This is a genomic window from Reyranella sp. (genome assembly GCF_965249915.1).
Lineage (GTDB): Bacteria > Pseudomonadota > Alphaproteobacteria > Reyranellales > Reyranellaceae > Reyranella.
This window is the reverse complement of the sequence record NZ_OZ252257.1, coordinates 5,052,202-5,077,551: the sequence shown is the minus strand read 5'-3', so window position 1 is coordinate 5,077,551 and position 25,350 is coordinate 5,052,202. Positions and strand designations below refer to the sequence as shown.

The window sequence follows — 25,350 nt, the reverse complement described above, 5'->3', positions numbered from 1 at the left end:
CTCACGCGGCCTTCGCCCGGACCCGCTTCTCGTCGGCCGGCAGCGCGAGCATCACCAGCTCGAAGGCGAAGAGCGCGATGCCCGCCAGATGCAGGATCGATCCTGCCGGAGCGGTCACGGCGAGATGCAGCCCGACCACACCGAGGGTCAGCGCAGCCGCGCCGGGCAGCCAGACCAGCACCCGGTCGAAGGCGGCTCGCGCGCCGGCACCACGGCGAAAGCTCGCGCGCAAGGCGCCGCGCAGGCCGAGGAGGCCGGCCACCGCGAGGCACAATGCGCCGACGAACGCGAACAGCGCCGCGCTGTCGACCAGTGCCAGCAGCAGCACCAGCATCGCGATGTTGAGGACGACCGCGCGATAGGGCGCGGCAGTCAGCCAGTCAGAAATGAAGCGCACGATCCCTCCGACGAGAATGGCGCGCAATCTCGTCGGGAGTGCAGGTCCGCTGAATTGGACAAAAGGTCCAAGCCCCGACGAAGGTCAGGACTCCGGAATCGTCCGGTCGATCTGCCAGGTGGCGCCGGTCACGGTGGGGTCGAGGCTGAGGCGACCGACGATCTGCTCCAGTGCCGCGTCGTTACGCTTCGCGGCAACGGCCTGTGCCGTCACGGTGACCTTCGACGTGTCGGCAATGTCCTCGCTGTCGAGGCGGCGCAGGCCGAGCCCCGCCTGCGCCAGTGCGTTCAGCAGCAGCGATCGCATTTGCGCCTCCTCGGCACCGCGGCAGACGACTTCGACCGTGTAGTGGGTTTCGGCATTGCTGCTGGTCACGAGGCGGCTGTTCACGCGCCGGATGAGAGGCCGCAGGATGAGGTTGGTGGCAATCACCATGCCGGCCGCCAGCAGTGCCGGGCCGCCATGCCCGGCCCCTGCCATGGTGCCGACCATGGCCGAACACCACAGCGTTGCCGCCGTGTTGAGTCCGTGCACGTTCACGCCCTCGCGCAGGATGACGCCCGCACCGAGGAAGCCGATGCCGGTCACGACCTGCGCGGCCACGCGCGTCGGATCGCCGGCGCCGACCAGCCCCGAGAAGGTGACGAAGCCCGCCGCGCCCAGCGCCACCAGCGCATTGGTGCGCAGGCCCGCCATCTTCTGGTTCCATTGCCGTTCGAACCCGATGGCCGAGCCCAGCAGCAGCGCCACACCGAGACGCAGGGCGGTCTCGCCCAGTTCCAGCAGGTCGAAATGCATCGCTCGTCCTCCTGCGCCGCCGTCAGCCCGGATTGTCCAGGCTGAACACGTCGCTTACCTCATCGTAGGCAAAGATCTCGCCGAAGCGGCCCCACGAGGTGACGGTTCTCAACGTCTGCGCGGCGAAGGACTCGGACATGTGGTCCTCGAGTTCGCCGCGGAAGCGGTTGCCCGGCGCGCGATGCGTGCCGCGCTCGTCGAGGACGCGGCGGATGTGACCCGCCAGCGGCACGTAGTTCAGCAAATGCTGCGAAAACAGCTTCTTGCGGCTGTCGGGATCGAGCCCGACGAAGCGCCGCCCCGCTTCCGTGAGTTTGATATCGCCTTCCGCCAGTTCGGCGAAGCGCAGGAGCTGCAACACCTCGGCAACCGGGAACAGGTCGTCGACTTCCATGTGCAGGTCGCCGGCCAGCTCGGGAAGGTCCGCATGACCCTTGTGAGGTTCGGCCGCAACCGCTTCGAGAAGACCCGCGATCATGTTCGGTGACACCCTCGGCAGCAGCATCGCGATACCGGTGCCGAAGAAGTGGCCCTGTCCCGCCTTGTCCTGCGGGCGGGCCGTCATGCTCGCATAGAGGTCCTCGACGATCTGGCGGAAGTCCGGATCGAGACGGTTGCGCGGATGCGGAAGGTCGATCTTGATCTCGGCCGCGACGCGCCCGGGGTTCGAGGAGAAGACGAGCACGCGGTCCGACATCAGCACCGCCTCCTCGATATTGTGCGTGACGACCGCAATCGCGGAGATCGGCAGGCGTCCTTCCATCCAGAGATCGAGCAGGTCGGTGCGCAGGGTCTCGGCCGTCAGCACGTCCAGCGCGGAAAAGGCCTCGTCCATCAGCAGCACGGTGGGCTGCACCACGAGGGCGCGGGCAATGCCCACCCGCTGGCGCATGCCGCCCGACAGTTCCTTCGGATAGGCGCTCTCGTAGCCGTCGAGACCGATCAGGTCGATGGCCGCCAGGGCGCGGCGACTGCGCTCGGCCGGCGCAACGCCCTGCGCCTCCAGTCCGATCTCGACATTCTCCAGGACCGTCAGCCAGGGGAACAGCGCGAAGGACTGGAAGACCATCGCCACCTCGGGCGACGGGCCGGCGACGCGCTTGCCGGCGATCCGCACCTCGCCGCCGCTGGCCGACATCAGCCCGGCGAGGATGCGCAGCAGCGTCGTCTTCCCGCAGCCCGAACGGCCGAGGAAGGAAACGATCTCGTTGCGGCCCAGGGCGAAGGTGACGTCGTCGAGCACCAGCACGTCCTCGCCGCTGCCCTTCGGATAGACCTTGCGGATATGGTCGACGGCGACGAGCGTCCGGTCCTCGACCGGATTGGTCAATGCATCCATGAGGCTTCTCCTACTCGAGCCTGAAGCGGTTTTCGGCGAGGCGGTAGAGCGGCCGCCACAGCAGGCGATTGCAGGTGATCACCATCGCCGACATGACGGCGATGCCGAGCACGACGCGCGGAAAGTCGCCGGCCGCCGTGGCGTCCGCGATATAGGCACCGAGGCCCTCGGCGCGCAGATGCGTATCGCCCCAGCTCGCCACCTCCGCCACGATGCTGGCGTTCCACGAGCCGCCCGCCGCCGTGAGCGCGCCGGTGACATAATAGGGCAGGATCGCGGGCACGATGACCTGACGCCACCGTTGCCACAGTCCCAGGCGGAACAGCGCCGCCACGTCGCGCAGATCAGTCTGTACCGCGCTCGCGCCGGCAATGACGTTGAACAGGATGTACCACTGGGTGCCCAGGATCATGAGCGGGCTCAGCCAGATGTTGGGATCGAGCCTGAGGCTCACGATCGCCACGACCGCGACGGGGAACACGACGTTCGCCGGGAAGGCCGCGAGGAACTGCGCGACCGGCTGCAGGGCCGTTGCGAGACGCGGCCTGAGGCCGATCCAGACGCCGATCGGCACCCAGACGAGGCTCGCCAGCGCGATCAGCACCAGCACCCGCAGCAGCGTCAGCAGCCCGTCGACCACGGCGATGCGAAGGTCGTCGACTCCCAGCGTCGCGCGCGTGAAGGTCACGATGTGCCACAGGGCGTAGGCCACCAGCCCGGCGAGGATCGCCATCCAGATCCTCTCGCCGATTCGCGAGGAGCTGCCGGCGCGAGGGGGCGCGGGCGGACGGGTGAGCGGCGTCGGCAGCAGTGCGATCTGGTTCACCACCCACCCCACGCCGCGGGTGATGCGGGGCAGCGCCCGGGCGCGGCGCCAGACATCGTAGACCCAGGAATGCGGCTTCGAGTCGGCGGCGGTCTGCTCGAAGCGGAACTTGTCGGCCCAGGCCACGATGGGCCGGAATATGAGCTGGTCGTAGGCCAGGATCACCGCCGCCATGGTCGCGACGGCGAGCAGTACCGCATGGATATCGCGTTGCTGGATCGCAAGCGCCAGCCACGAGCCGATGCCCGGCAGCGTCAACGTGGTGTCGCCGACCGTGATCGCCTCGGAGGCGACGACGAAGAACCAGCCGCCCGACATCGACATCATCGTGTTCCAGATGAGCCCCGGCGCGGCGAACGGCACGTCGAGCCGCCAGAAGCGCAGCCACGGCGAGAAGCGGTAGTGCCGCGCCACCTCGTCGAGGTCGCGCGGCACGGTGCGCAGCGACTGGTAGAAGCTGAAGGCCATGTTCCAGGCCTGGCTGGTGAAGATGGCGAAGATCGCCGCGCACTCCGCCCCCAGCACACTGTCGGGGAAGAGGCGCAGGAAGAAGGCGACGGTGAAGGTGAGGAAGCCCAGGACCGGCACCGACTGGAGGATGTCGAGCGCCGGTACGATCACCAGCTCGGCCTTGCGGCTGCGCGCGGCGAGCGTCGCCACGACGAAGGTGAAAGCGAGCGAGGCCAGGATCGCGGCGAACATGCGCAGCGTGGTGCGCAGCGCATATTCCGGCAGCTTCGCAGGATCGAGCGTGACCGGCGTGCCGAGCTGCACCACCGGCGCGGTCATCTCGCGGAAGCCATGGGTAAGGAGCACGAAGACCCCGACGATCAGGAGGAAGATCGCGGCGTCGAAGAGATTGGGCTTGAAGGCCCCGCTGCTCAGCCCGAGCGGCGCGGTCGGCCGACGGCCGGCTTCGTTTCTAGGTGTGAGCATGTTGGCTTCCTGGTGGTCCGTCGAGCGGCATCCGACCGGGAAGCGCGACCACCGTCGCCTGGAGGCGAGAGGCTAGCCGATGGATCCCGGGGGCACGGCGCCGGACACGGCTACGATCGTGAGACGATCGTGGCGCGCGGTCGGCGCGAGGCATGGTCGAGGGTTCATCGGCTCCTGTTCCGTTTGATCGCGACGCGCCATACGCCCGCCCGCGAATATCGTCAATCGGACTCGTGCCGGCCGCAGCCAGGCTGCGATCCGGTCCCTGCTCCGCCCTGCCCATTGCCTCCCTCTAGTCCGGGAGGCGTTGCGGTTTCGTGAAGGAGGCGAGAGACGAAAGAGCGCGCCCTGCTCCGAGGCCAGGCCTCAGCCGGTCTTGCCGAGATGCCGCCGGATGTCGGCGATGAGGCTCGCATCGGCCGGATCGTCCCGGCGGCGCGGCCTCGGCGTGTCGATCGTGCGATCGATGACCGCACGGCCCGGCGAACCCGCCAGCACGATGACGCGGTCCGCCAGATAGGTCGCTTCCTCGATGTCGTGGGTGACGAACAGGATGGTCTTGCCGGTCTGCTGCCAGATACGCGTCAGCTCGTCCTGCAGCCCTTCGCGCGAGATCGCATCGAGGGCCGAGAACGGCTCGTCCATCAGCAGGACCTCGGGTTCGACGGCGAGCGCGCGGGCCAGCGACACGCGCTGGCGCTGGCCGCCCGAGAGCTGGTAGGGCCAGCGGCCGGCGAGATCGGCCAGGCCGACGATGCGCAGCGCCTCGACCGCCCTGCCGCGGCGTTCGGCCTTCGACAGGCCCGCCCCTTCGAGGCCGAAGGCGACATTGTCGACCACCCGCCGCCACGGCAGCAGACGCGAATCCTGAAAGACCAGCGCCACCGGCTGGCGCGCCGCCGACCGGGTCGCCAGCGACACGCGACCGGCGCTGGCCTTCGCCAAGCCGATGAGGACGCGCAGCAGGGTCGACTTGCCGACGCCCGAAGCGCCGACGATCGCCACGAACCCGCCGCGCGGGATCGCCAGATCCAGTTCGCGCAGCACCTCGGTGCGACGACCGTCACGCTCGAAGGTGAGTCCGAGGCCCCTAATGTCGATGACGCTGTCGATCACGCTTTCCATCGCAGCAGCCAGTTCTGGGTGACGAGGAACAGCGAATCGAGGATGCCGTAGAGCGCGGCCATGGTGAGCATGTAGACGACCACGATGTCGGTCGCGAGCAGCGACGAGGCCTCGATCATGCGGTTGCCGAGGCCCGGCACGCCGAAGATCTCGGCGGCGACCACCGCCATCCAGGCCTGGCCCAGCGCCGTCCGCAGACCGACGAGGATGCCGGGCATCGCGGCCGGCAGGTAGATCTTGAAGAGCTTCTCGAGGGGACTGCGGAAGCCGAACGCCTCTGCCACTTCGAGAAGGTCGCGATCGACGCCGCGGACCGCGCCGTGCGCGGCGAAGAACACGATCCAGAATACCGAGACGGCGATGATGAAGACCGCGGCCTTGGGCGTGACGCCGAACCAGATGATGGCGAAGGGCGCCCAGGCGAGGCCGGGGATCGGGCGCAACAGCCGCACCACCCACGAGGTCAGGTCCTCGGCGACGCGCGACATGCCGGTGAGGACACCAACGGCGACGCCCAGCGCCGCACCGATCACCAGCCCGATCCCGTAATGGCTGAGACTCCCCGTGACCGCCTTCAGCCACATGCCGGAGTCGAGCTCGCTGCGGAAAGCCTCGGGAATCGCCAGCGGGCCCGGCAGCATCATCGGGTTGACCAGCCCGAAGGTCGGCACCGCCTGCCAGATCAGCAGGAAGGCGAGCAGGCCCGCGGCGCCCAGCCCGATCGAGCCGAGCGCGCTCAGGCGAGCGCGGCTCGGCGCGGACGAGGCCGGCAGGTCGGCGGTTTGGGTTATGGCCATCGGCCTATCCTGGCCCGAGGTCAGCCAGGCCGCCGCGCTTTCTCGTAGAAGCGCACGTCGAACAGGTCGTCGAGCGGTGCGGCTTCCTTGAGCGAGCCCAGCTTCACCTGATAGGCCTCCATCGCCTTCGACGGTGCGATGACCTCGCGCGGATCGATCACGAACTTCGTGGCCGGCGACTTCAGCGCCGTCCTGATGATCTCGAGATCGACGATGCCCTTGGCGAGGTTCGCGGCCACGGCCGGAGCGGCCTTGTCGGGATCGCGCGTCAGCAGATCGCCGGCGCGCACCAGCGCATCTACCAGCGACTGAACCGCCGCCGGATGCTTGGCGATGAAAGCGCCCGAGACGCCCACGACAGTGCCGGGCTGGCCGGGGAACAATTTGTCGCCGACTTCGACCAGCCTGATGCCGGGATTGGCCTTCTGGATGATCGAGAGGGCGGGCTCGCGTACGGTCGCGCCCTCGACGGCGTCGGCCAGCACGGCCTGCTGCGTGGCGTCGATGCCCATGGCCACGATCTCGACGTCGTCGCGACTGGCCTTGATGACCTCCCACAGCCAGTATTGCAGCGTCGTGTTGGGCACCGAGCCGGCAGGTTGCGTGGCGAGGCGCGCGGGCTTGCCCGAGGCCGCGCGATAGCGCTTGAAGGCCTCCGCCGGCGCGACGCCGGGGGCGAAATGCGTGGCCAGCCGCGGCACGGCGACGAAAACGTTCTCGCCGCTGGCCGTCGCCGCCACCACCTTCACGTCGACACCGCGCGACCGGGCGACGCCCAGCGGCGCGATGCCCGCGACGTAGACATCGAGCGTGCCGGAGGCCAGTGCCTGGATGGCATGCGGGCCCGACTGGAAGGTCGTCAGGCTGAGATCGAGACCGGCCTGCTTGGCCCATCCTTCATGATCGACCACGAAGATCGGCGCCGCGCCGATCACCGGGATATTGCCGACACGAACGGGGACACGCGCGCCCTGTGCAAGCGCAGGAGAGGCCAGCAGCGACACGCCGCCTGCCAGGAAGGCGCGACGCTGGAACGACGACAAGGTCATGAAAACTCTCTGCAAACCGGGCACGCGGGTGCGTGCAGCGCGACTGAGATAGAAAATCCGTCCGCGCGAAACAATCGGCTCGGCGCAAATGGATCAGAAGTGGTCACGGCGGGTCGTGGCCTTGGAAGAATTTTCTTCGCAGGCCCTCATTCTGAAAGCGCGGCGCGCGTTTCGAAGGATGAGGTTTTTAGTAGATCGAAGGCTCCGCGACCGGCTTGCCGAACCCGGTCTCGAGGAAATCGAAGTCGCAGCCTTCGTTGGCCTGCTTGATGTGCCTGGTGAACATCCAGCCATAGCCGCGCTCGTAGCGCGGCTTGGGCTGCTTCCAGGCCGCCCGGCGCTTGGCCAGCTCCTCGTCGGAGACGTTCATGTCGATCGTGCGCTTGTCGACGTCGAGCGAGATCATGTCGCCGGTCTTCACCAGAGCGAGCGGTCCGCCGATATAGGCTTCCGGCGAGACGTGCAGGATGCAGGCGCCGTAGCTGGTGCCGCTCATGCGGCTGTCGCTGAGCCGCACCATGTCGCGCACGCCCTGCTTCACCAGCTTGGTCGGGATTGGCAGCATGCCCCATTCCGGCATGCCCGGCCCGCCCTGCGGCCCCGCGTTGCGCAGGATCAACACCGTGTCCTCGGTGACGTCGAGATCCTCGCGGTCGATCGCCGCCTTCATCGACGGATAGTCGTCGAACACCAGGGCCGGCCCGGTATGCTTCAGGAACTTCGGCGCACAGGCGCTCGGCTTGATGACGCAGCCGTCGGGCGCGAGGTTGCCCTTGAGCACCGCCAGCGCGCCTTCCTTGTAGATCGGGTTGGCGAGGGAGCGGATCACGTCGTCGTTGTAGATCTCCGCGCCCTTCACGTTCTCGCCCAGCGTCCTGCCGGTCACGGTGAGGGCATCGAGATGCAGATGATCGCGGATCTGCTCGATCAGACCCGGCAGGCCACCGGCATAGAAGAAATCCTCCATCAGGTATTTGTCGCCGCTCGGCCGGATGTTGGCGATCACCGGCACCTTGCGGCTGGCGCGCTCGAAATCGTCGAGGCCGATCTTCTGGCCGGCCCGCCGCGCCAGCGCGATCAGATGGATGATGGCATTGGTCGAGCAGCCCATCGCCATCGCGACGGTGATGGCGTTGAGGAACGCCTCGTGCGTCAGGATCCTGTTCGGCGTCAGGTCTTCCCAGACCATGCCGACGATGCGACGGCCGCATTCCGAGGCCATGCGGATATGGTTGGCATCCGCGGCGGGGATCGACGAGGCGCCGGGCAGCGACATGCCGAGCGTCTCGGCCATCGCCATCATCGTGGCGGCCGTACCCATGGTCATGCAGGTGCCGTAGGAGCGCGCGATGCCGGCCTCGACATCGACCCAGTCGCTATCGGAAATCTTGCCGGCGCGACGCTCGTCCCAGTACTTCCAGGCATCGGAGCCGGAGCCCAGCACCTTGCCCTTCCAGTTGCCGCGCAGCATCGGCCCGGCCGGCAGGTAGATCGTCGGAAGACCGACGCTGATCGCGCCGAGCAAAAGCGCCGGCGTGGTCTTGTCGCAACCGCCCATCAGCACGACGCCATCCACGGGGTGCCCGCGTAAAAGCTCCTCGGCGTCCATGGCGAGCAGGTTGCGGTAGAGCATGGTCGTCGGCTTCAGCAGGCTTTCCGACAGCGACAGCGCCGGCAACTCGATCGGGAAGCCGCCGGCCTGCAGCACGCCGCGCTTCACGTCGTCGACGCGCGTCTTGAAATGCATGTGGCAGGGCTGGGCGTCCGACCAGGTGTTGAGGATGGCAATCACCGGCTTGCCGGCCCATTCCTCCGGTGCGTAGCCCATCTGCATCGCGCGCGAACGATGGCCGAAGGCACGCAGATCGTCGGGCGCGAACCAGCGCGCGCTGCGCAGCTGATCGGGCGTCTTGTTCTTCGGCTTGCTGTCCGGCATGGCTTGTTCCTCCGCGCCGGACGCGACCACAGTCAGGGGATCGCGGTCAAGCCGCGACGTCGCACGGCAGGATCGGCTTGCTCATATAGACCGTGACGCCGAGCGCCGAGGTCTCCTCGCGGTCGATGCGATAGCCGAAGGCGAGATAGAGCCGCACGTTCGCCTCGAACATCTTGTTCGTATAGAGCCGCACCTCGCCATAGCCGAGCGCGAGCGCCAGGCGCTCGGCGTGCACGAGCAGATACCGGCCCAGCCCGTGCCCCTGGAAGGCCGGCGCAACGGCGACGTTCTCGATCACCAGGTGATCGCCCTTGTCGATCGTCTCGATGAGGGCGGCGAGGCCACCCTCGAGAAACGCCAGGTCGATGCGGTGCCGGCGCACCGCCTCGTCATAGTCGGCGCGCATCGGCAGTGGCTCGCGGCCGATCACGGGCACCCACTTGGCATAGGCTTCGCGCGTGAGCACACGCACGGCGGCGGCATCGTCCGCCACCGCGCGCCGCAGCGCCGGTGTTTCGTCCATGACGAAAGCCTCAGCCGACGGTGAGGCCCGTCGTCTCGGCGACGCCGGTCTTGAGGTTGATGCACTGCACCGCCGCGCCCGACGCGCCCTTGCCGAGATTGTCGAGCGAGGCCACGGCCAGCACGTTGCCCTCGGCATCGTTGCCGTAGACCGCCAGCTCCATCGTGTTGGTGTCGATCAGCCGGTCGGCGCGCAGGAAGCGGTCGCGCTCCAGCCACGCCCGGTCGGCGAGCGGCCGCACCGGCACGAAGGTCTCGCCGGCATAGTAGTCGCTCAGCACCTGGTGGACGTCCTTGGCCGTCACCTGCTTCGTGGTGATGTCGCGCGTGATCGGGACGGTGATCAGCATGCCCTGGGCATAGTGGCCGACCGACGGCACGAACAGCGGCGCGTGCGTGAGGCCGGAATACTTCTTCATCTCCGGCACGTGCTTGTGCGTGAGCTCGAGCCCGTAGAGGCCGAACGGCTCGACGCCCGGCTGCTCGTGGACCGCGATCAGCTCCTTGCCGCCGCCGGTGTAGCCCGACACGCCGAATACGGCGGGCGTGGAGTCGGCGCGGACGATGCCGGCGTCGATCAGCGGCCGCAGCAGCGCGATGGCGCCGGTCGGGTAGCAGCCCGGATTGCTGATGCGGTTCGAGGCGAGCAGCTTCTGGCGCTGATCCTTGGCGAGTTCCGGGAACCCGTAGGTCCAGCCGTCGGCCACGCGATGCGCGGTCGAGGCGTCGATCACCACCGTGTCGCTGTCGCCGATCGCCGCCACCAGCTCCTTGGCGGCCGCATCGGGCAGGCAGAGCACGGTGATGTCGGAGGCCCTGGCGATCTCGGCGCGCTTGCCCAGGTCCTTGCGGTCGGCCAGCGGCAGTTCGAGCAGCTCGATGTCGGCCCGGTCCTTGAGCCGGTCGAGGATCTGCAGGCCGGTGGTGCCGTGCTGGCCGTCGATGAAAATCTTGGTCTTGTTGCTGGTCATTGTCTTCTCTCTCGATGCAGGGCCTTGAGGAAAATGGCCGACTGGAGAAGGAAGGATGGAAGCCGCTTCGTCTCTCCAGCGGCTTCACGATACGGCGCGTTTGTTACTGTTGCGCGCGCGCGCGTTCTCTTACCGCTTTTGCGAGCGGCGACGTCGCGACCGGAGGAGGGCGAGCGAATTCATGCTGGGGCCGATATTTCATCCAGTGCCCGGGATGTCAAGGGCGCCCGGCGAGATCAGACCGGCGTCGGTTTCCACCGGCACCCGACGCTAGAATTCACCATCCGGAGGCTGGCGGCGCTCATCGGAGGACGGTCTTCAGTTGCTCGAAGTACGTCTCTCCCGCCGCCTTCAAGCTGCGCAGATAGGCAAGCTTCTTGGGGTCCTTGCTGGCGATATCGACATGCCAGGGGTTGCCGCGCCAATCCGCACTCGGCGTATCGGGAAAGCCGGCCAGCACGGGGTTGAAGTGGTACTGCACAGACAGATAATCGCCCCGCTTGGCAAAAAAGTAAGCCAGGCCCACGGACGTATTCGGCCGCCCCAGCGTGTCGCTCCAGCGATAGAAATCGACAGAGGCCTGAGCAGGCTTGCTGCCCAACGTCTGGCCCCAATGGTTCAGGATCCAGCATTCGGCATCGTTCGGATTGTGCGCCGAGTCCGAATAGCCGAAGTGCGCGTTATGGCGATCGCAAATCTCCCTGTTTCGCGCCCATCCGTCCTTGTTGTAGTCCGTGTTCGTCCGCAGCCGGATCCAGCGCGCCAGTTTTCCACCCTCCAGCTGGGCGAGATAGACGACAAGCAATCCATTCTGTTTGGTGGATTGGCTCGATCCGTTCGACACCACGGTCCAGCTGCCTTCGGGGAGCGGTATGGTTCGGGAACCCAGGGTCACCGTGCTGGAAATCTTGGTGCCGACGGCAGGGACCTGGGCGCTCGCCACACCGACGCAGGACAGCAGCAAGCAGGCCGTCGCGAGAAGCCGCCAGAACATCACGCTTCCTCCTAGAGACGCGACCGACTCTGCCCGCTGACCGGCGTGGCGGACGCAGGATACGCGGGTTCATCGGAGGCTGTTGCCGGAGCCGACGGCGCAACGGCAGAAGGATAGGTCGGCGCGGCGCTGGACGCGGGCACGGGCACCGTTGCTTGCCCGCCCACGAGCGGCGTCAGTGGCACCGTGACCTGGGCGTCGTATCTGTTGCTCGCGCCCGTGGAGGAGTCGACCATCATTCCGATGGCCCCACCCAGGATCATGTTGCCCATGGTCGCCGTCTCGTAACGCGAATTCAGGACCACCTTGCCGTCCTCGTAGCCCGGCATACGGCACGAGACGTGGACCGGCCGGGAGTCGCGCTTGATGGTGACCGGACCCGGTGCCTTGACCGTGCCGAGAGACAGACCCTCGCGCGTGAGCGTGCAGTCCGCACCGGCCGGATCGGAATTCACGGCAATGACCTGGCTGGTGCCGCTCGTGACCGATGCGCAGCCGGCGATGCTCACCGTCAATGCGACGACGGAGAATCGGGACAGCCGAATTTTCCTCATGTCACGACCCGCGGCTGCTTCTGGTGCGCGTCGACAGGAGAACCTGCTGCAGCGCGGTATCGTCCACGACCTGCTTCACCGCGGCAGCAAGCGCCGTCTGAAGCGCAGCCTTGGCATTATCTCCCGTCATCATCATGATGTTGTCGATCTTGGCGCTGCCGCTGTAGTCGTGCGCGTAGAGTTGTGCACCGGTCGCATCGCGCACCTTGAGACCGAATGAGACGTCGGCCAACGCCGTGCCCGTGACGATGCCCAGCTGGAAGTTATTGTAGAAATTCTGAAGTTCGATCGTGACGGCGACACCACCGGGTCCGATTCTGAAGCCCTGTGCCTTGAACTCGCGTTCCACCGAAGCCCGAACCAGATCCACGACATCATTCGTCGAGATGATCCGCGCCATCTCCATGCCGTAGCCGTTCTTCTTGGTGCTCACGCGGTCGGCGAGTTGCGTTCGCCTGTCCCTTGCGCTGAGCGTGATGAGGACATTCTCGGCGCCGGGCAAGGGTGCCGGGGCGCTCACCTGGGAGACATAGTCGATCGGGATCTTGTCCTCGACCACCGCGCATCCCGCAGCCAGCCATGCCACGGCCAACGCTACAATTGCACGTAGCACAGATGCACCCATTATCTCCCCCAAGCCTTGTTGCGATCCTATGCCGGACGTTGCAGATTCCGCAAGCGCCTGCGGGCACGCAAATGGAGAGGTATCAGCCGTGACACAACCTGCGCACCCCGAAGGCCTCTCGATGCTGGAGAGGCGCACCATCGAGGCCGAGATCCTCAAAGAGGTCTATGAGACCCTGAAGGTGAGCCACGGCGACGAGGTCGCGAAGAAGACGATCGAGGAATCGGTGCGCCGGTCGGCCATCGAGCAGGCCCGCCAGTTCGCCGCCTCGGTGCCCGGCGGCACGTCGCTCAAGTCGTTCCAGGACATCCAGCATCTCTGGACCAAGGGCGGTTCCCTGGAGATCGAGGTGCGCGAGCAGACCGACAAGAGCTTCGTGTTCGATGTCGTGCGCTGCCGCTATGCCGAAACCTACAAGAAGATGGGGCTCGGCGAGATCGGCGGCCTGCTGTCTTGCAACCGCGACGGCGCGTTCTGCGAGGGCTACGACCCCAAGCTCAAGCTCGAACGCACGCAGACGATCATGCAGGGCGCCAGCCACTGCAATTTCAAATACACGTACGAGAGTTAGAGCCTCCTCGCTGCGGAGTTTGCCTGAGGTATTCGAGGGGCAGCCTTCTCAGCATGAGGTCTTGTTGGGCCGGCGTTATTCGAGCCCGAAAAAGCTAGTTCAGGAACTCGGCCACCACGATGTGGCCGTCCTTGGCCGGCCACGTCCGCGTGGGAATGGTCTCGTTGTTGAACACGGCCATCACGGTGCGCGGCGGCGCGGCCTCGAAGGCCAGGCGCCCGATGGAAGCGCCGGGCACGCCGTCGTTGATGCCGGGCGGGACCTTGCCGTCGAGCGAGAACTTGTCGCGACCGACGCCGAAATAGCCGCGCGGCCGGCTCATGATCGTCACCGCGCCGGCGCCCTCGTCGGCCTTGCCGAAGGGCTGCGGGCGCAAATGCACCACGTCGCTCGAGCGCAGGAACGGCGAGCGGTAGGTGTGCGTCGTCGGCAGGCCTGCGACATGCAGCACGAACTCGTAATGGGAATCGGAGCGACCGACGAAGGGGCCCCAGACGCCGTCCTCGCCGGTGGTCTTGCGCAACAGCGCCACCGCGCTCTTGCGCTCGCCCGTCTTCGAATCGACCTCGAAGATCTCGACCTCCGCGCCGGCCACGGGGATGTTGGTGTAGGTGCCTTCGCTGATGCCGGTCACCTTCCCGTTCAGGATCGGCAGCGGCTCCTGGGTGATGAACATGCTGGCCGGCGGCTTTCCGGTGATGTGCTCGAACATGGCGGCAAAGGCCAGCTTGTGGAACGCGACCTCGCGATGGTCGAGCCCGTCCAGGATCACGTTGCGCGCGCCGCGCAGTTCCGAGGCGTCGTAACTCACGCCGGTCGGCTTGCCGGGCGCGCCGATGAAGCGGCCATCGGGTTGCGAGTACTTGTCGTTGTTGTCGGAGCGGATCGCCATCATCTCGACGCCCGGGATCAGATCGTCGCGACCGTCGTTGAGGCCCTTGAGGAACGGAAAGGCGCCGTTGAACTCGCTGCCGGGCAGCAGGGACTCGGAAATCACGATGCCCTTGTTGGGCGTTCCGCAGAGCACGGCGTGGCTCACCAGATCGGCCCCGCCACCGTTCTTCAGCAGGGCGCGGATGGCATTGCCGCCGCGCGACGACCCGACGAGAGCGACCTTGCGGCGGCGCGTGGCCTTCAGGACCTGCAGCACGAAGCCCGACAGTTCCTTCATCTGGTCCTCGGCCGAGGACCGCAACGGCTGCGGCTTGGAATCGTCGCTGCGCGCGTTGGGATAGATGAAGTCGATGGCGAAGAGCTGGTTGCGCTTGTAGCCGTTGGCTTCGAAACGCCAGAGGTTGTTGATCCAGAGCGCGCTCGAATCGCCGTTGCCGTGCACGAACACGACCGGCGGCGGCCCGACCTCGGGCTGCGGACGGCGTGGCACCGGCTGGCCGAACGCCTTACCGGAAAGGGCAAGCGCAGGCGCCAGCACGGCAGCGCCGCCGAGCAGTGCACGGCGGGTCGGGCCTTTCTTCGAGGACCTCAGCCCCTTGCTCATCACTCCCCCTGACATCTTCCCCATGTTGGCAAATGGCGGACGCCGGCGCTACGCTTGCCATATGTCCATTTGCTACGTCGACAGCCCGGTCGGCCGGTTGGCCATCGAGGCGGATCACGACGCCGTGACCTCGGTGCGCTGGTCCAACGGGGAGAGCGCGCGCGACAAGTCGACGACGCCTGTGCTCGAAGAGGCGATGCGCCAACTGGAACTATATTTTGCCGGCAAGCTCAAGCGCTTCGACCTGCCGCTGGCGGCGCGCGGCACCGACTTCCAGAAGAGCGTCTGGAAGATGATGTGCGAAATACCGTTCGGCGGGACCGCGACCTATGGGGGCATGGCGATGGCGCTGAGTTCCGGCCCGCGCGCCGTCGGCATGGCGTGCGGGCGCAATCCCATCCCCATCATCGTGCCCTGCCATCGGGTCCTGGGCAGCGGCGGCAAGGAAGGTGGCTTCTCGGGCGGCCAAGGCCTGCCGACCAAGCGCCAGCTGCTGGCGCTGGAAGGCGTCGTACTTCTGTAACGCAATCACCTCACCCCGAGGAGCCCTGCGTGGCATGGCGTCTCTAAGGGGTGGCATGGCGTCTCTAAGGGCAGGCAACAGACGTGGTGCGTGCAGCCCATGCTTCGAGACGGCTGCTCAGCTTACCCCGAGGTACTCGAGGGTCGGCCTCCTCAGCATGAAGCCTGTTCTCGATTGCGTCGGCCGGACGCCCCGGCTACGGAGGCGTCATGCGCGTGCTGATCACCCGGCCGGAACGCGAGGCGACCACGCTGGCGACGGCGTTGGCCGAGCGCGGCCATGTTCCCGTCATCGCGCCGCTGTTCCGTCTCGATATCCTGCATCCGTCGGCGGATTTCGCCGCGGATCTCGCCGCATGCCAGGCCATCCTGCTGAGCAGCGCCAATGGCGCGCGCGCGCTCGCCGAAGCCAGCGAACAACGTGGCAAACCGATCCTGGCGGTCGGCGACACCACCGCCGCGACCGCCGAGGGGCTGGGCTTCGTCTCCGTCGCCTCCGCCGCGGGCGACGGACTGGCGCTGGCCGAACTCGTGCGAACGCGCCTCGACCCCAAGGCCGGTCCCCTCCTTCACGTGTCCGGCGTCGCCATCGCCCTCGATTTCGCCACGGCGCTGGCGCCCGACGGCTTCGACGTACGCCGCGTGGCCCTATATGACGCCCGCGAGGAGACCGCCCTGCCCGACTCGGCGCGCGCTGCGATCGCGGCCCGCGCACTCGACGCTGCGATGTTCTTTTCGCCGCGCGCCTCGGAGCTGTTCGCCCGGCTGGTGCAGGAGGCGGGGCTTGCCGCCTGCCTGTCGAACGTCACCGCCATTGCCATCAGCCCTGCGGCGCTCCAGCCCTTGAGTGTCCTGCCTTTCAAGGCGACGGTGGCGGCGGCGCGCCCCACCCGCCAGTCCGTCCTGGACGAGATCGACCGGCTGCCCTTGGACCCCATCGGGGACGCCCCCAAGGCTGCCCCCGGGGCAGCCGTAGAAGGACCGAGCATCATGAGCGACACACCTTCTTCTCCCGAGCCGACCGCGCCACCGGCATCTCCTGCCGCGCCCCCGCGCCCTGTACAGGTCCGCCGCGGCCTCGGCGTCGTCGGCGCCTTCTTCACCGGTCTGGTCGCCTCCTGCCTGGTGCTGGCCGGTGCCCTGATCAGCCTGCCCTATTGGCCGGCCGAGATCCGCGCGCTGTGGCAGGGCCAGGGGTCGGCATCGATGACACCGGCGCCGGCTCTCGATCTGCAGCAGGTTCGCCAGGATGCCGCCGCCGTCGCCAACGCCTCGGTGGAAGCCGCCAAGCGCGAGATCTCGGTACGCCTCGATGATCTCGAAAAGCGGGTGCGCGCGGCGTCCGCCGCCGCGGCGGAGCGGCCGAGCGGCGCCGCCAGCGCCGGCCCCGATCCGGCGATTGCCGAGCTGCGCAGCAAGGTCGAGGCGCTGGAAGGCCGCGCCGCAACGCCCGGAGCTGCGACGCCGGCCCCCGCACCGGCGCCGGCGACGCCCAGCCCGGAACAGGAAAAGGAACTCGCCACCCTGCGGCTCGAGCTCGCGACGATGCGCAACACCGTGCAGACGATCGACCAGACGGTCGCCGTGCAGCGCGACCAGACGAAGCTGCTGGCCGAAGCGGTCGACAAGGCGCGCGGCGAGGCGAGTGCCCGCGATGCCGGCGAACAGAAGGCGATGAGCGCGGCGCGGGCCTCCGCCCTGATCGGCATCGCGGCACGGCTGAGCGCGGCCGTCGAATCCGGCCTGCCCTTCGCCACCGACCTCGCCTTGCTGACGCCGCTCGCCCAGGGCGACGCCAAGCTGACCGGGAGCGCCACCGCCCTGCAGGCCTATGCCCAGAATGGCGTCGCCTCGCGCGCCACCCTGGTGGCCGAGTTCCCGGCCGTCGCCAAGGCGGCGCTGGCCGACGATCTCGCCGACGATTCGTTCGGCGAACGGCTGCTCGGCAAGGTGCGGGGGCTGGTTTCCCTGCGCCGTGTCGGCAACGACGTCGAAGGGGACGGCACGGAAGCCAGGCTCGCGCGGGCCGAAGCCGCCCTCGAGGCCGGCGACCTTGCCAAGGCGGTCGCCCTGGTGAAGACGCTGCCGCCGCAGACGGCGCGCGCCACCGCCGGCTGGCTGTCGCGCGCCGAAGCCAATCTCGCCGCGAAACAGGCGGCCGACCAGATCTCCTCGCAGGCCGTCACCCTGCTCGGCTCGGCCCGGTAGGTCGCGCAATGACGATCCTGCGCACCATCATTTGGTTCGTCTTCGCCATCGTGGCGATGCTGGGCGCGGTCTGGCTGGCCGAACGGCCGGGCTCCGTGACGGCCGAGTTCCGGGGCTGGCGGCTCGATACCAGCGTCGGCGTGCTGATGATATCCGTGGTCGTGCTGATCCTGGTCAGCGTCGGCGGATGGCTCCTCTATCGCTGGATCGTCGGCGCCCCCGGCGCGTTGCTCGATGGCTGGGGCGAGAGCCGCCGCCGTCGCGGCTATCGCGAGCTCACACAGGGGCTCGCCGCCGTCGCCGCAGGCGACGGTGTGGAAGCACAGAAGCATGCCCGCAAGGCCGAGCAGCTCCTGTCGGAGCCGGCGCTGACGCTGCTTCTCTCGGCGCAGGCGGCGCAGCTCAACGGCGACCGCGACGGCGCACGTCGCGCCTTCACCGCCATGCTCGAAGACGACCAGATGGCCTTCCTCGGGCTGCGCGGCCTGATCGGACAGTCGCTGCGCGACGGCGACCAGGCCCAGGCGCTGTCCTATGCCGAACGCGCCTTCGCGCTCCGGCCGCACACGCCGTGGGTCGTGCATTCGCTGTTCGACATGCAGGCGCAGGTCGGCCGGTGGAAGGCCGCCCAGGAAACCCTGGAGACCGGCATCCGGCGGAAGGTCGTCACGGCCGACAAGGGCCGCACCCTCAAGGCCTTGCTGGAGGTCGAGCGCAGCCGCGAGGCCGAGCGCGACGGCCGTGCCAGCGACGCGCTGGCGCTGGCCCGCGAGGCTTTCGGCCTCGCGCCGGAACGCATCGCGGTGACGCAGCGCCTGGCCGAGCTGCAGCTCAAAGCCGGCGATCCGAAGAAGGCGATGAAGACCATCGAGCGCGGCTGGTCGGTGGCGCCGCATCCCGATCTCGCGTCGCTCTACCTCGACGCCTCGGGTGAAACAGAGGTGCTGAAGCGGGTCGGCGTCGTGCGCCGGCTGGCCGAGCAGAATCCCGGCGACATCGAAAGCCATCTGGCGCTCGCCCAGGCCTCGCTCGATGCCGGCCTGTGGGGCGAGGCGCGCCGCCATCTCGATACGGCCGCCGGCACCAACCCATCGACCCGCGTCTGCCGCCTCATGGCGGAGGTCGAAGAGCGCGAGCAGACCGGACAGGACAAGGTGCGCCGCTGGCTCGCCCGGGCCGCCGATGCGCCGGCCGATCGCGCCTGGCGCTGCAACGCGTGTGGCGCCCATCACGAAGGCTGGCGGCCAGTCTGCGAGAGCTGCGGTGCGTTCGGCACGCTGCAATGGCGTGCCCCCGGCACCTACGGTCACATTCTGCCGCCCGACGCCACGCCGTCCGAGGCGCTGGCGGCATCGCCGCGCGGATCCACCCTGCCGGTGCCGGTACCGAACAACACGACAAGCTAGAAAAAGAGGAAACGCCATGTTCGAGACGACGCTCGCGGGCAGCCTGCCCAAGCCCGCCTGGCTCGCCACGCCCAACGTCCTGTGGGCGCCGTGGACGCTGTCCGGAGAGCCGCTGTTCGAGGCCAAGGACGATGCCACCTTCCTCGCCATCCGCCGCCAGGAAGAGGCCGGTCTCGACATCGTGAGCGATGGCGAGCAGGCGCGGCAGCATTTCGTGCACGGCTTCCTAGCCGAGGTCGACGGCGTCGACTTCGACAAGAAGGTGCGCATGGGCATCCGCAACAACCGCTACGACGCCGATTGCCCGACCGTCACTTCGGCCCTGAAGCGCCGCAAGTTCGTGCACGAGCGCGAGGCGCGCATCGCCCGCGCCGCCACCTCGCGCAAGCTCAAGTTCACCCTGCCCGGGCCGATGACCCTGATCGACACGCTGGCCGACGGCTATTACGGCGACAGGGTGAAGATGGCCTTCGCCTTCGCCGAGCTCCTGAACCAGGAAGCCAGGGATCTCGAAGCGCTGGGCGTCGACATCGTCCAGTTCGACGAGCCCGCCTTCAACGTCTACCTGAACGAGACGGTGGACTGGGGCGTGCCGGCGCTGGAGAAGGCGGCCGAGGGGCTGAAGTGCACGACGGCCGTGCACATCTGCTACGGCTACGGCATCGAGGCCAACAACAAGTGGAAGGAGACGCTGGGCGAAAGCTGGCGTCAGTACGAACAGACCTTCCCGGCGCTCGACCGCAGCTCGATCCAGCAGGTCTCGCTGGAATGCCGCGACAGCCACGTGCCGCCCGAGCTGATGAAGCTCCTGAAGACCAAGACCGTGCTGGTCGGCGCCATCAACGTCGCCTCCGACAAGATCGAGACGCCGGAAGAAGTGGCCGCGACCCTGAAGCTCGCGACCGAGTTCGTCGATCCCGAGCGCATCCAGGCCTGCACCAACTGCGGCATGGCCCCGATGACCCTCGGCGTCGCCTACGGCAAGCTGCGCGCGCTCTCCGAGGGCGCGGCGCTGGCGCGGAAGGCGTTCGGTTGATCATTGGAGCGCGCCACTCTAGTGGCGCCATCATGCGCATGAGCGCCACTAGAGTGGCGCGCTCCAATGACTATCCCGGCAGTCGCTGACGCAGCGCATAAAGGGCTTCGAGCGCCTCGCGCGGAGAGAGTTCGTCGGGGTTGATCTCGGCCAGGGCCTTCTCGACTGCCGACTCCTTTGTCTTCGCCGTGCCGCTCGCGGGACGGGACGGGGCGGCGGCGAAGAGGGGCAGGTCGTCGGCCAGACGCGTGACCGCACTGGACTGGTCGCCCTTCTCCAGCACAGCCAGAACTTCCTCGGCACGCGACACGACGGCGGCGGGCAGGCCGGCGAGCTGGGCCACGTGGATGCCGTAGGAACGGTCGGCCGCACCGGGCGCGACCTCGTGCAGGAACACGACCTCGTTCTGCCATTCCTTGACGCGCATCGTGTAGGGGGCGAGCGCGTCGAGCCGCTCCCTGAGCGCGCCCAGCTCGTGATAGTGCGTGGCGAACAGTGCGCGGCATCTGTTGACGTCGTGCAGATGTTCCAAGGTCGCCCAGGCGATGGACAGGCCGTCGAAGGTGGCGGTGCCGCGGCCGATCTCGTCGAGGATGACCAGGCTCCGCGCCGTTGCCTGGTTCAGAATGGCCGCGGTCTCAACCATTTCCACCATGAAGGTGGAACGGCCGCGCGCCAGATCGTCGGCGGCGCCGACGCGGCTGAACAGACGGTCGACGATGCCGATGGTGGCGGATTTCGCGGGCACGAAGGCGCCGGCTTGGGCCATCACGGCGATCAGGGCGTTCTGGCGCAGGAAGGTCGATTTACCGGCCATGTTGGGACCGGTCAGCAACCACAGGCGACGGTCGGTGCCGAGATAACAGTCGTTCGGCACGAACCCCGCGCCGTTCTGGCGGGCCAGCGCCGCCTCGACGACGGGATGGCGGCCGCCCTCGATGGCGAAGGCCGGATCGTCGGTCAGCGTCGGCCGCACATGGTTGCTGCTGGCGGCCAGCTCGGCCAGCGCCGAGGCGACGTCGAGCCACGCCAGAGCGCGGCCGGCCGAGGCGATCGACGCCGACACCGCCATGACCTTGGCGACCAGCTCCTCGAACACGGCGATTTCCAGCGCCAGCGCCTGGTCGGCGGCGCGGCCGATGCGGGTTTCGAGATCGGCCAGCTCGGCCGTGCTGAACCGCGTGGCGTTCGACATGGACTGCCGCCGCGTGAAACCGAGCGCCGCCAGGTCGAGCTTGTCGGCGTGCGTGGCCGTCACCTCGATATGGTAGCCGATCATGTTGTTGTGCCGGATCTTGAGCGACGGCACGCCGGTCGCGGTCCGGTATCTGGCTTCGAGGCCGGCCACGGTCTTGCGGCTGTCGTCGCGCAGGGTCCGCTGCTCGTCGAGCTCGGGCCGGTAGCCCTGCCGCACGAAGCCGCCGTCGCGCACCAGGAGCGGCGGCTCTTCGGCCAGCGCCTCCGCGAGCGCCGCCACGATGGCACCGTGGTCGGAGCAGCACATGACGATTTCGGCCAGAGGCGCCGGCGGCGGCAGCAACGCTTCCGGCTCGGCACGCAGCGACTGGGCCAGGGCCTCACCCGACGCGAGACCGTCGCGCAGGGCCGCGAGATCGCGCGGGCCGCCGCGGCCGACTGACAGACGCTGCAGGGCGCGTTCGATGTCAGGCGTGCGGCGCAGCGCCTCGCGCACCCGCTCGCGCACGGCCGGCCGCTCGACGAAGAGCTGCACCAGGTCGAGCCGGCGCTCGATCTCGGCCCGATCCGTCAGAGGGGCGGCGATGCGCTCGGCCAGCAGGCGCGCGCCCGGGCCGGTCAGGGTGCGATCGATGGTGGCCAGCAGGCTGCCGTCGCGGCGCCCGTCGAGGCTCTTGACCAGCTCGAGATTGCGCCGCGTCGCGGGATCGATCTCCATCGTGCCGTCGGCACGCTCGCGACGCGGCGGCACCAGCGCCGGCCGCTTGCCCGCCTGGGTCAGCTCGACATAGTCGAGCAGGGCGCCGCAGGCCGCGACCTCGGCGCGCGAGAAATCGCCGAAGCTCTCCAGCGCCGCGACGTTGAACGCCTGCAGCAGGCGCTTGCGGGCATTGTCGCTGTCGAAGCGGGCCGAAGGCAGCGGCGTCAGGACCGAATTCCACTCCTCCAGCACGGTCTTGAGCGGTTCGCGCGCCAGCAGCCGGTCGGGCACCAGCAGCTCGCCCGGGGACAGCCGGGCCAGCGCCGCCGCCAACTGACCCGCCAGCAGCGGCTGGGTCGCGAAGTCGGCCGTCGAAAGATCGAGCCAGGCCAGCGCCAGGTCACCCTGCGCCTCGGACAGGGCCGCGAGGTAGTTGTGGCTGCGCGCATCGAGCAGGGAGTCTTCGGTCAGGGTGCCCGGGGTGATGACCCGCACCACGGCGCGCTCGACCACCGACTTGGCGCCGCGCTTCTTGGCCTCCGCCGGGTCCTCGACCTGTTCGCAGACCGCGACCTTGAAGCTCTGGCGGATCAGCCGCGACAGGTAGGCCTCGTGGCTGTGCACCGGCACGCCGCACATCTTGATGTCTTCGCCGAGATGCTGGCCGCGCTTGGTCAGCGCGATGTCGAGCGCCGCCGAAGCCTTCACCGCATCGTCGAAGAACAGCTCGTAGAAATCGCCCATCCGGTAGAACACCAGATGGTCCGGATGCGCAGCCTTGATCGCCAGATACTGGCGCATCATCGGCGTGGCCTCGGCGGGAATCGCGGAACTGTCGGACACTGAATGCTTCCTCGGGAGAGGTTCGGTCTAGCACACGCCGCAGAGCGGTCCATGTGGACGACGGGTGGACGATATTTGGGCATGGAAGTTGCGCTGCAGCGCGGGATGGGTGTCTGGCACGCGCGGCGGAATACCGCCAATATGCGTGCTCAATTGGGAGAGAAAAAGCAGATGGCGAGCAAAAGCTCGGAAGAAATGGTCAGCAACCAGATGGGCGATCTCGACGGCGACTCGCTGATCATGCATCGCACGGGGCGGCCCGGGAAAATCGAGATCATCGCCAGCAAGCCGCTGGTCACCCAGCGCGACCTGGCACTGGCCTATTCGCCGGGCGTTGCCGCCCCCTGCCTCGCGATCGAGAAGGACCCCTCGACCGCCTACGATTACACGATCAAGGGCAACCTGGTGGCCGTGATCTCCAACGGCACGGCCGTGCTGGGCCTGGGCGACATCGGGGCGCTGGCCGGCAAGCCGGTGATGGAGGGCAAGGCCGTCCTCTTCAAGCGTTTTGCCGACGTCGACTGCATCGACCTCGAGGTCGACACCAAGGACGTCGACCAGTTCGTCAACTGCGTGCGCTATCTCGGCCCGACCTTCGGCGGCATCAACCTCGAGGACATCAAGGCGCCGGAGTGCTTCATCATCGAGCAGCGCCTGCGCGAGCTGATGAACATTCCGATCTTCCACGACGACCAGCACGGCACGGCGATCGTGTCGGCGGCCGGCCTGATCAACGCGCTGCACCTCACCGGGCGCGACATCAAGGACATCAAGATGGTGGTGAACGGTGCCGGCGCGGCCTCGATCGCCTGCATCGAGCTCGTGAAGGCGATGGGCATGCCGCACGAGAACGCCATCCTGTGCGACACCAAGGGCGTCATCTACCAGGGCCGCACCGAGGGCATGAACCAGTGGAAGAGCGCCCATGCGGTGCGCACCAAGGCGCGCACCCTGGCGGAGGCGATGGAGGGCGCCGACGTGTTCTTCGGCCTCTCGGTCAAGGGTGCCGTCACCAAGGAAATGGTGAAGTCGATGGCCGCCAAGCCGATCATCTTCGCCATGGCCAATCCGGATCCCGAGATCACGCCACAGGACGTGCATGCAGCCCGCGGTGACGCGATCGTCGCCACCGGCCGCTCCGACTACGCGAACCAGATCAACAACGTGCTGGGCTTCCCCTACATCTTCCGCGGTGCGCTCGACGTGCGCGCCACGACGATCAACGAGGCGATGAAAGTCGCGGCCGCCGAGGCGCTGGCCAAGCTCGCCCGCGAGGACGTGCCCGACGAAGTCGATCGCGCCTATTCCGGCCGCCGCCTGCGCTACGGACCGGACTATATCGTGCCGGTGCCGTTCGATCCGCGCCTGATCGTCGAGGTCTCCGCCGCCGTCGCCAAGGCGGCCATGGACTCGGGCGTCGCGCAGAAGAAGATCGCCGACATGGCGGAATACAAGCGCAGCCTCTCGGGCCGCCTCGATCCGACCAGCCATTTCCTGCAGAGCCTGTTCGAGCAGGTGAAGGCCAATCCGCAGCGCATCGTCTTCGCCGAGGGCGAGGAGGAGCGCACGATCCGCGCCGCCGTGATGTTCCGCGACAACGGCTACGGCACGCCGATCCTGATCGGCCGCGAAGAGCAGGTGCTCGAGAGCATGAAGACGCTCGGCATCAAGGACGCGTCGGGCCTGGAAATCCACAATGCCCGCTTGTCGACCAAGAACGGGCCCTACACCGACCTCGTCTACAAGCGGCTGCAGCGCGACGGCTACCTGCATCGCGACGTGCAGCGCATGGTCAACCAGGGCCGCAACGTCTTCGGCGCCTGCATGGTGGCGGCGGGCGACGCCGACGGCATGGTGACCGGCATCACGCGGCGCTTCCCCGAGTGCTATGCCGACGTGAAGCGCGTGATCAACATCGAAGCAGGCAAGGTGCCGATGGGATACTCCATCGTCGTCTCGCGCCAGGGCACGGTGTTCCTCGCCGACACCTCGATCAACGAGACGCCCAGCCCCGAGCAGCTCGCCACCATCGCCAAGCAGATGGTGAAGAACGCCCGCATGATGGGTCACGAACCGCGCGTCGCCTTCCTGTCCTTCTCGAACTTCGGCAGCCGCGAGATCGAGCGTATCGACCGCATCCGCAAGGCGATCCGCCTGCTCGACGCCGAAGAGGTCGACTTCGAGTATGACGGCGAGATGCAGGCCGACATGGCGCTCGACTACGAGCTGCTGAAGTCGACCTATCCGTTCACGCGCCTCACCGGCCCGGCCAACATCCTGATCATGCCGGGCCTGCACTCCGCCCACATCTCTTCGCGACTGATGCAGTCGCTGGGCGGCGTGACGGTGATCGGCCCGGTGATCGACGGCCTCTCCAAGCCCGTCCAGATCGTGCAGATGGGCGCGACCGTGAGCGACCTCGTGAACCACGCGGCACTGGCCGCGTACGGAGCGCTCATCGCCCGGAGGTAGGGGTCGGAGTCATAAATTCCGCCGTCTC

21 protein-coding genes are annotated in these 25,350 nt (G+C 67.8%); 6 read left to right on the top strand and 15 right to left on the bottom strand.

From position 1 onward, the window contains the following. Nucleotide 1: 1 nt before the first annotated feature. The 13 genes from ACP15H_RS24965 to ACP15H_RS24905 all read right to left on the bottom strand — a co-directional run bounded on the left by ACP15H_RS24965 (nt 2) and on the right by ACP15H_RS24905 (nt 12,803). Nucleotides 2–397, bottom strand: a complete 396-nt coding sequence (locus ACP15H_RS24965) for a hypothetical protein (RefSeq protein WP_425068831.1) — start codon at nt 395–397, stop codon at nt 2–4. An 84-nt stretch (nt 398–481) separates the two neighbouring features. Beyond that, complete coding sequence (locus ACP15H_RS24960) at nt 482–1,195, bottom strand: MgtC/SapB family protein (RefSeq protein ID WP_425068830.1); 714 nt, start codon at nt 1,193–1,195, stop codon at nt 482–484. Between the two features lie 22 nt (nt 1,196–1,217). Then, nucleotides 1,218–2,534 (bottom strand): AAA-associated domain-containing protein, encoded by a 1,317-nt coding sequence (locus ACP15H_RS24955; protein WP_425068829.1) that lies wholly within the window; start codon nt 2,532–2,534, stop codon nt 1,218–1,220. Between the two features lie 10 nt (nt 2,535–2,544). Next, nucleotides 2,545–4,296 carry an ABC transporter permease gene (locus ACP15H_RS24950; protein WP_425068828.1) on the bottom strand — a complete coding sequence of 584 codons (1,752 nt, stop codon included), beginning with the start codon at nt 4,294–4,296 and terminating at the stop codon, nt 2,545–2,547. A 366-nt stretch (nt 4,297–4,662) separates the two neighbouring features. Further along, complete coding sequence (locus ACP15H_RS24945) at nt 4,663–5,421, bottom strand: ABC transporter ATP-binding protein (RefSeq protein WP_425068827.1); 759 nt, start codon at nt 5,419–5,421, stop codon at nt 4,663–4,665. After that, complete coding sequence (locus ACP15H_RS24940; protein WP_425068826.1) at nt 5,409–6,218, bottom strand: ABC transporter permease; 810 nt, start codon at nt 6,216–6,218, stop codon at nt 5,409–5,411. The genes ACP15H_RS24945 and ACP15H_RS24940 overlap by 13 nt, the downstream gene beginning before the upstream one ends. A 20-nt stretch (nt 6,219–6,238) precedes the next feature. Then, complete coding sequence (locus ACP15H_RS24935; protein ID WP_425068825.1) at nt 6,239–7,267, bottom strand: ABC transporter substrate-binding protein; 1,029 nt, start codon at nt 7,265–7,267, stop codon at nt 6,239–6,241. Between the two features lie 187 nt (nt 7,268–7,454). Then, the gene (gene araD, locus ACP15H_RS24930) at nt 7,455–9,203 is read right to left on the bottom strand and encodes an L-arabinonate dehydratase (RefSeq protein ID WP_425068824.1); all 1,749 of its coding nucleotides are present in this window, start codon (nt 9,201–9,203) and stop codon (nt 7,455–7,457) included. 46 nt (nt 9,204–9,249) lie between these two features. Next, nucleotides 9,250–9,726, bottom strand: coding sequence for a GNAT family N-acetyltransferase (locus ACP15H_RS24925; RefSeq protein ID WP_425068823.1), 477 nt, complete (start codon nt 9,724–9,726; stop codon nt 9,250–9,252). Between the two features lie 10 nt (nt 9,727–9,736). Then, nucleotides 9,737–10,696, bottom strand: coding sequence for an N-acetyl-gamma-glutamyl-phosphate reductase (gene argC / locus ACP15H_RS24920; protein ID WP_425068822.1), 960 nt, complete (start codon nt 10,694–10,696; stop codon nt 9,737–9,739). Nucleotides 10,697–10,997: 301 nt separating this feature from the next. Continuing rightward, complete coding sequence (locus tag ACP15H_RS24915; protein ID WP_425068821.1) at nt 10,998–11,690, bottom strand: hypothetical protein; 693 nt, start codon at nt 11,688–11,690, stop codon at nt 10,998–11,000. 11 nt (nt 11,691–11,701) lie between these two features. Then, nucleotides 11,702–12,244 (bottom strand): hypothetical protein, encoded by a 543-nt coding sequence (locus tag ACP15H_RS24910; protein WP_425068820.1) that lies wholly within the window; start codon nt 12,242–12,244, stop codon nt 11,702–11,704. 1 nt (nt 12,245) lies between these two features. Further along, a complete protein-coding gene (locus tag ACP15H_RS24905; protein ID WP_425068819.1) occupies nt 12,246–12,803 on the bottom strand; it encodes a YajG family lipoprotein in 558 nt (185 codons plus the stop codon). A gap of 187 nt (nt 12,804–12,990) precedes the next feature. On the opposite strand from ACP15H_RS24905, the gene ACP15H_RS24900 reads away from it, so the two are divergent. After that, on the top strand, nt 12,991–13,440 hold the full coding sequence (locus tag ACP15H_RS24900) for an L-2-amino-thiazoline-4-carboxylic acid hydrolase (protein WP_425069962.1): 450 nt from the start codon (nt 12,991–12,993) through the stop codon (nt 13,438–13,440). Between the two features lie 94 nt (nt 13,441–13,534). Here ACP15H_RS24900 and ACP15H_RS24895 read toward each other — a convergent pair whose 3' ends face one another. Further along, nucleotides 13,535–14,938 (bottom strand): alpha/beta fold hydrolase, encoded by a 1,404-nt coding sequence (locus tag ACP15H_RS24895; protein WP_425068818.1) that lies wholly within the window; start codon nt 14,936–14,938, stop codon nt 13,535–13,537. A gap of 61 nt (nt 14,939–14,999) precedes the next feature. On the opposite strand from ACP15H_RS24895, the gene ACP15H_RS24890 reads away from it, so the two are divergent. The 4 genes from ACP15H_RS24890 to ACP15H_RS24875 all read left to right on the top strand — a co-directional run bounded on the left by ACP15H_RS24890 (nt 15,000) and on the right by ACP15H_RS24875 (nt 20,110). Continuing rightward, nucleotides 15,000–15,461 (top strand): methylated-DNA--[protein]-cysteine S-methyltransferase, encoded by a 462-nt coding sequence (locus ACP15H_RS24890; RefSeq protein ID WP_425068817.1) that lies wholly within the window; start codon nt 15,000–15,002, stop codon nt 15,459–15,461. Nucleotides 15,462–15,670: 209 nt separating this feature from the next. Further along, nucleotides 15,671–17,668, top strand: coding sequence for a uroporphyrinogen-III synthase (locus tag ACP15H_RS24885; RefSeq protein WP_425068816.1), 1,998 nt, complete (start codon nt 15,671–15,673; stop codon nt 17,666–17,668). A gap of 8 nt (nt 17,669–17,676) precedes the next feature. Beyond that, on the top strand, nt 17,677–19,074 hold the full coding sequence (locus tag ACP15H_RS24880) for a heme biosynthesis protein HemY (RefSeq protein WP_425068815.1): 1,398 nt from the start codon (nt 17,677–17,679) through the stop codon (nt 19,072–19,074). A gap of 16 nt (nt 19,075–19,090) precedes the next feature. Beyond that, nucleotides 19,091–20,110 (top strand): methionine synthase, encoded by a 1,020-nt coding sequence (locus tag ACP15H_RS24875; protein WP_425068814.1) that lies wholly within the window; start codon nt 19,091–19,093, stop codon nt 20,108–20,110. 70 nt (nt 20,111–20,180) lie between these two features. Here the strand turns inward: ACP15H_RS24875 and mutS are convergent, their stop codons facing one another. Further along, complete coding sequence (mutS, locus tag ACP15H_RS24870) at nt 20,181–22,811, bottom strand: DNA mismatch repair protein MutS (protein WP_425069961.1); 2,631 nt, start codon at nt 22,809–22,811, stop codon at nt 20,181–20,183. 210 nt (nt 22,812–23,021) lie between these two features. Between mutS and ACP15H_RS24865 the strand changes: the two genes are divergently transcribed. Continuing rightward, nucleotides 23,022–25,322 carry an NADP-dependent malic enzyme gene (locus ACP15H_RS24865; protein WP_425068813.1) on the top strand — a complete coding sequence of 767 codons (2,301 nt, stop codon included), beginning with the start codon at nt 23,022–23,024 and terminating at the stop codon, nt 25,320–25,322. Nucleotides 25,323–25,350: the final 28 nt, after the last annotated feature.

What these genes read in the sequence shown, in the direction of transcription:
- ACP15H_RS24955 (WP_425068829.1), bottom strand. Translation starts at nt 2,534, where the DNA reads ATGGATGCATTGACCAATCCGGTCGAGGACCGGACGCTCGTCGCCGTC.
- mutS (WP_425069961.1), bottom strand. Translation starts at nt 22,811, where the DNA reads ATGATGCGCCAGTATCTGGCGATCAAGGCTGCGCATCCGGACCATCTG.
- ACP15H_RS24895 (WP_425068818.1), bottom strand. Translation starts at nt 14,938, where the DNA reads ATGAGCAAGGGGCTGAGGTCCTCGAAGAAAGGCCCGACCCGCCGTGCA.
- araD (WP_425068824.1), bottom strand. Translation starts at nt 9,203, where the DNA reads ATGCCGGACAGCAAGCCGAAGAACAAGACGCCCGATCAGCTGCGCAGC.
- ACP15H_RS24915 (WP_425068821.1), bottom strand. Translation starts at nt 11,690, where the DNA reads ATGTTCTGGCGGCTTCTCGCGACGGCCTGCTTGCTGCTGTCCTGCGTC.
- ACP15H_RS24935 (WP_425068825.1), bottom strand. Translation starts at nt 7,267, where the DNA reads ATGACCTTGTCGTCGTTCCAGCGTCGCGCCTTCCTGGCAGGCGGCGTG.
- ACP15H_RS24925 (WP_425068823.1), bottom strand. Translation starts at nt 9,726, where the DNA reads ATGGACGAAACACCGGCGCTGCGGCGCGCGGTGGCGGACGATGCCGCC.
- ACP15H_RS24960 (WP_425068830.1), bottom strand. Translation starts at nt 1,195, where the DNA reads ATGCATTTCGACCTGCTGGAACTGGGCGAGACCGCCCTGCGTCTCGGT.
- ACP15H_RS24940 (WP_425068826.1), bottom strand. Translation starts at nt 6,218, where the DNA reads ATGGCCATAACCCAAACCGCCGACCTGCCGGCCTCGTCCGCGCCGAGC.
- ACP15H_RS24865 (WP_425068813.1), top strand. Translation starts at nt 23,022, where the DNA reads ATGGCGAGCAAAAGCTCGGAAGAAATGGTCAGCAACCAGATGGGCGAT.
- ACP15H_RS24885 (WP_425068816.1), top strand. Translation starts at nt 15,671, where the DNA reads ATGCGCGTGCTGATCACCCGGCCGGAACGCGAGGCGACCACGCTGGCG.
- ACP15H_RS24950 (WP_425068828.1), bottom strand. Translation starts at nt 4,296, where the DNA reads ATGCTCACACCTAGAAACGAAGCCGGCCGTCGGCCGACCGCGCCGCTC.
- ACP15H_RS24880 (WP_425068815.1), top strand. Translation starts at nt 17,677, where the DNA reads ATGACGATCCTGCGCACCATCATTTGGTTCGTCTTCGCCATCGTGGCG.
- argC (WP_425068822.1), bottom strand. Translation starts at nt 10,696, where the DNA reads ATGACCAGCAACAAGACCAAGATTTTCATCGACGGCCAGCACGGCACC.
- ACP15H_RS24945 (WP_425068827.1), bottom strand. Translation starts at nt 5,421, where the DNA reads ATGGAAAGCGTGATCGACAGCGTCATCGACATTAGGGGCCTCGGACTC.
- ACP15H_RS24900 (WP_425069962.1), top strand. Translation starts at nt 12,991, where the DNA reads ATGCTGGAGAGGCGCACCATCGAGGCCGAGATCCTCAAAGAGGTCTAT.
- ACP15H_RS24875 (WP_425068814.1), top strand. Translation starts at nt 19,091, where the DNA reads ATGTTCGAGACGACGCTCGCGGGCAGCCTGCCCAAGCCCGCCTGGCTC.
- ACP15H_RS24910 (WP_425068820.1), bottom strand. Translation starts at nt 12,244, where the DNA reads ATGAGGAAAATTCGGCTGTCCCGATTCTCCGTCGTCGCATTGACGGTG.
- ACP15H_RS24890 (WP_425068817.1), top strand. Translation starts at nt 15,000, where the DNA reads ATGTCCATTTGCTACGTCGACAGCCCGGTCGGCCGGTTGGCCATCGAG.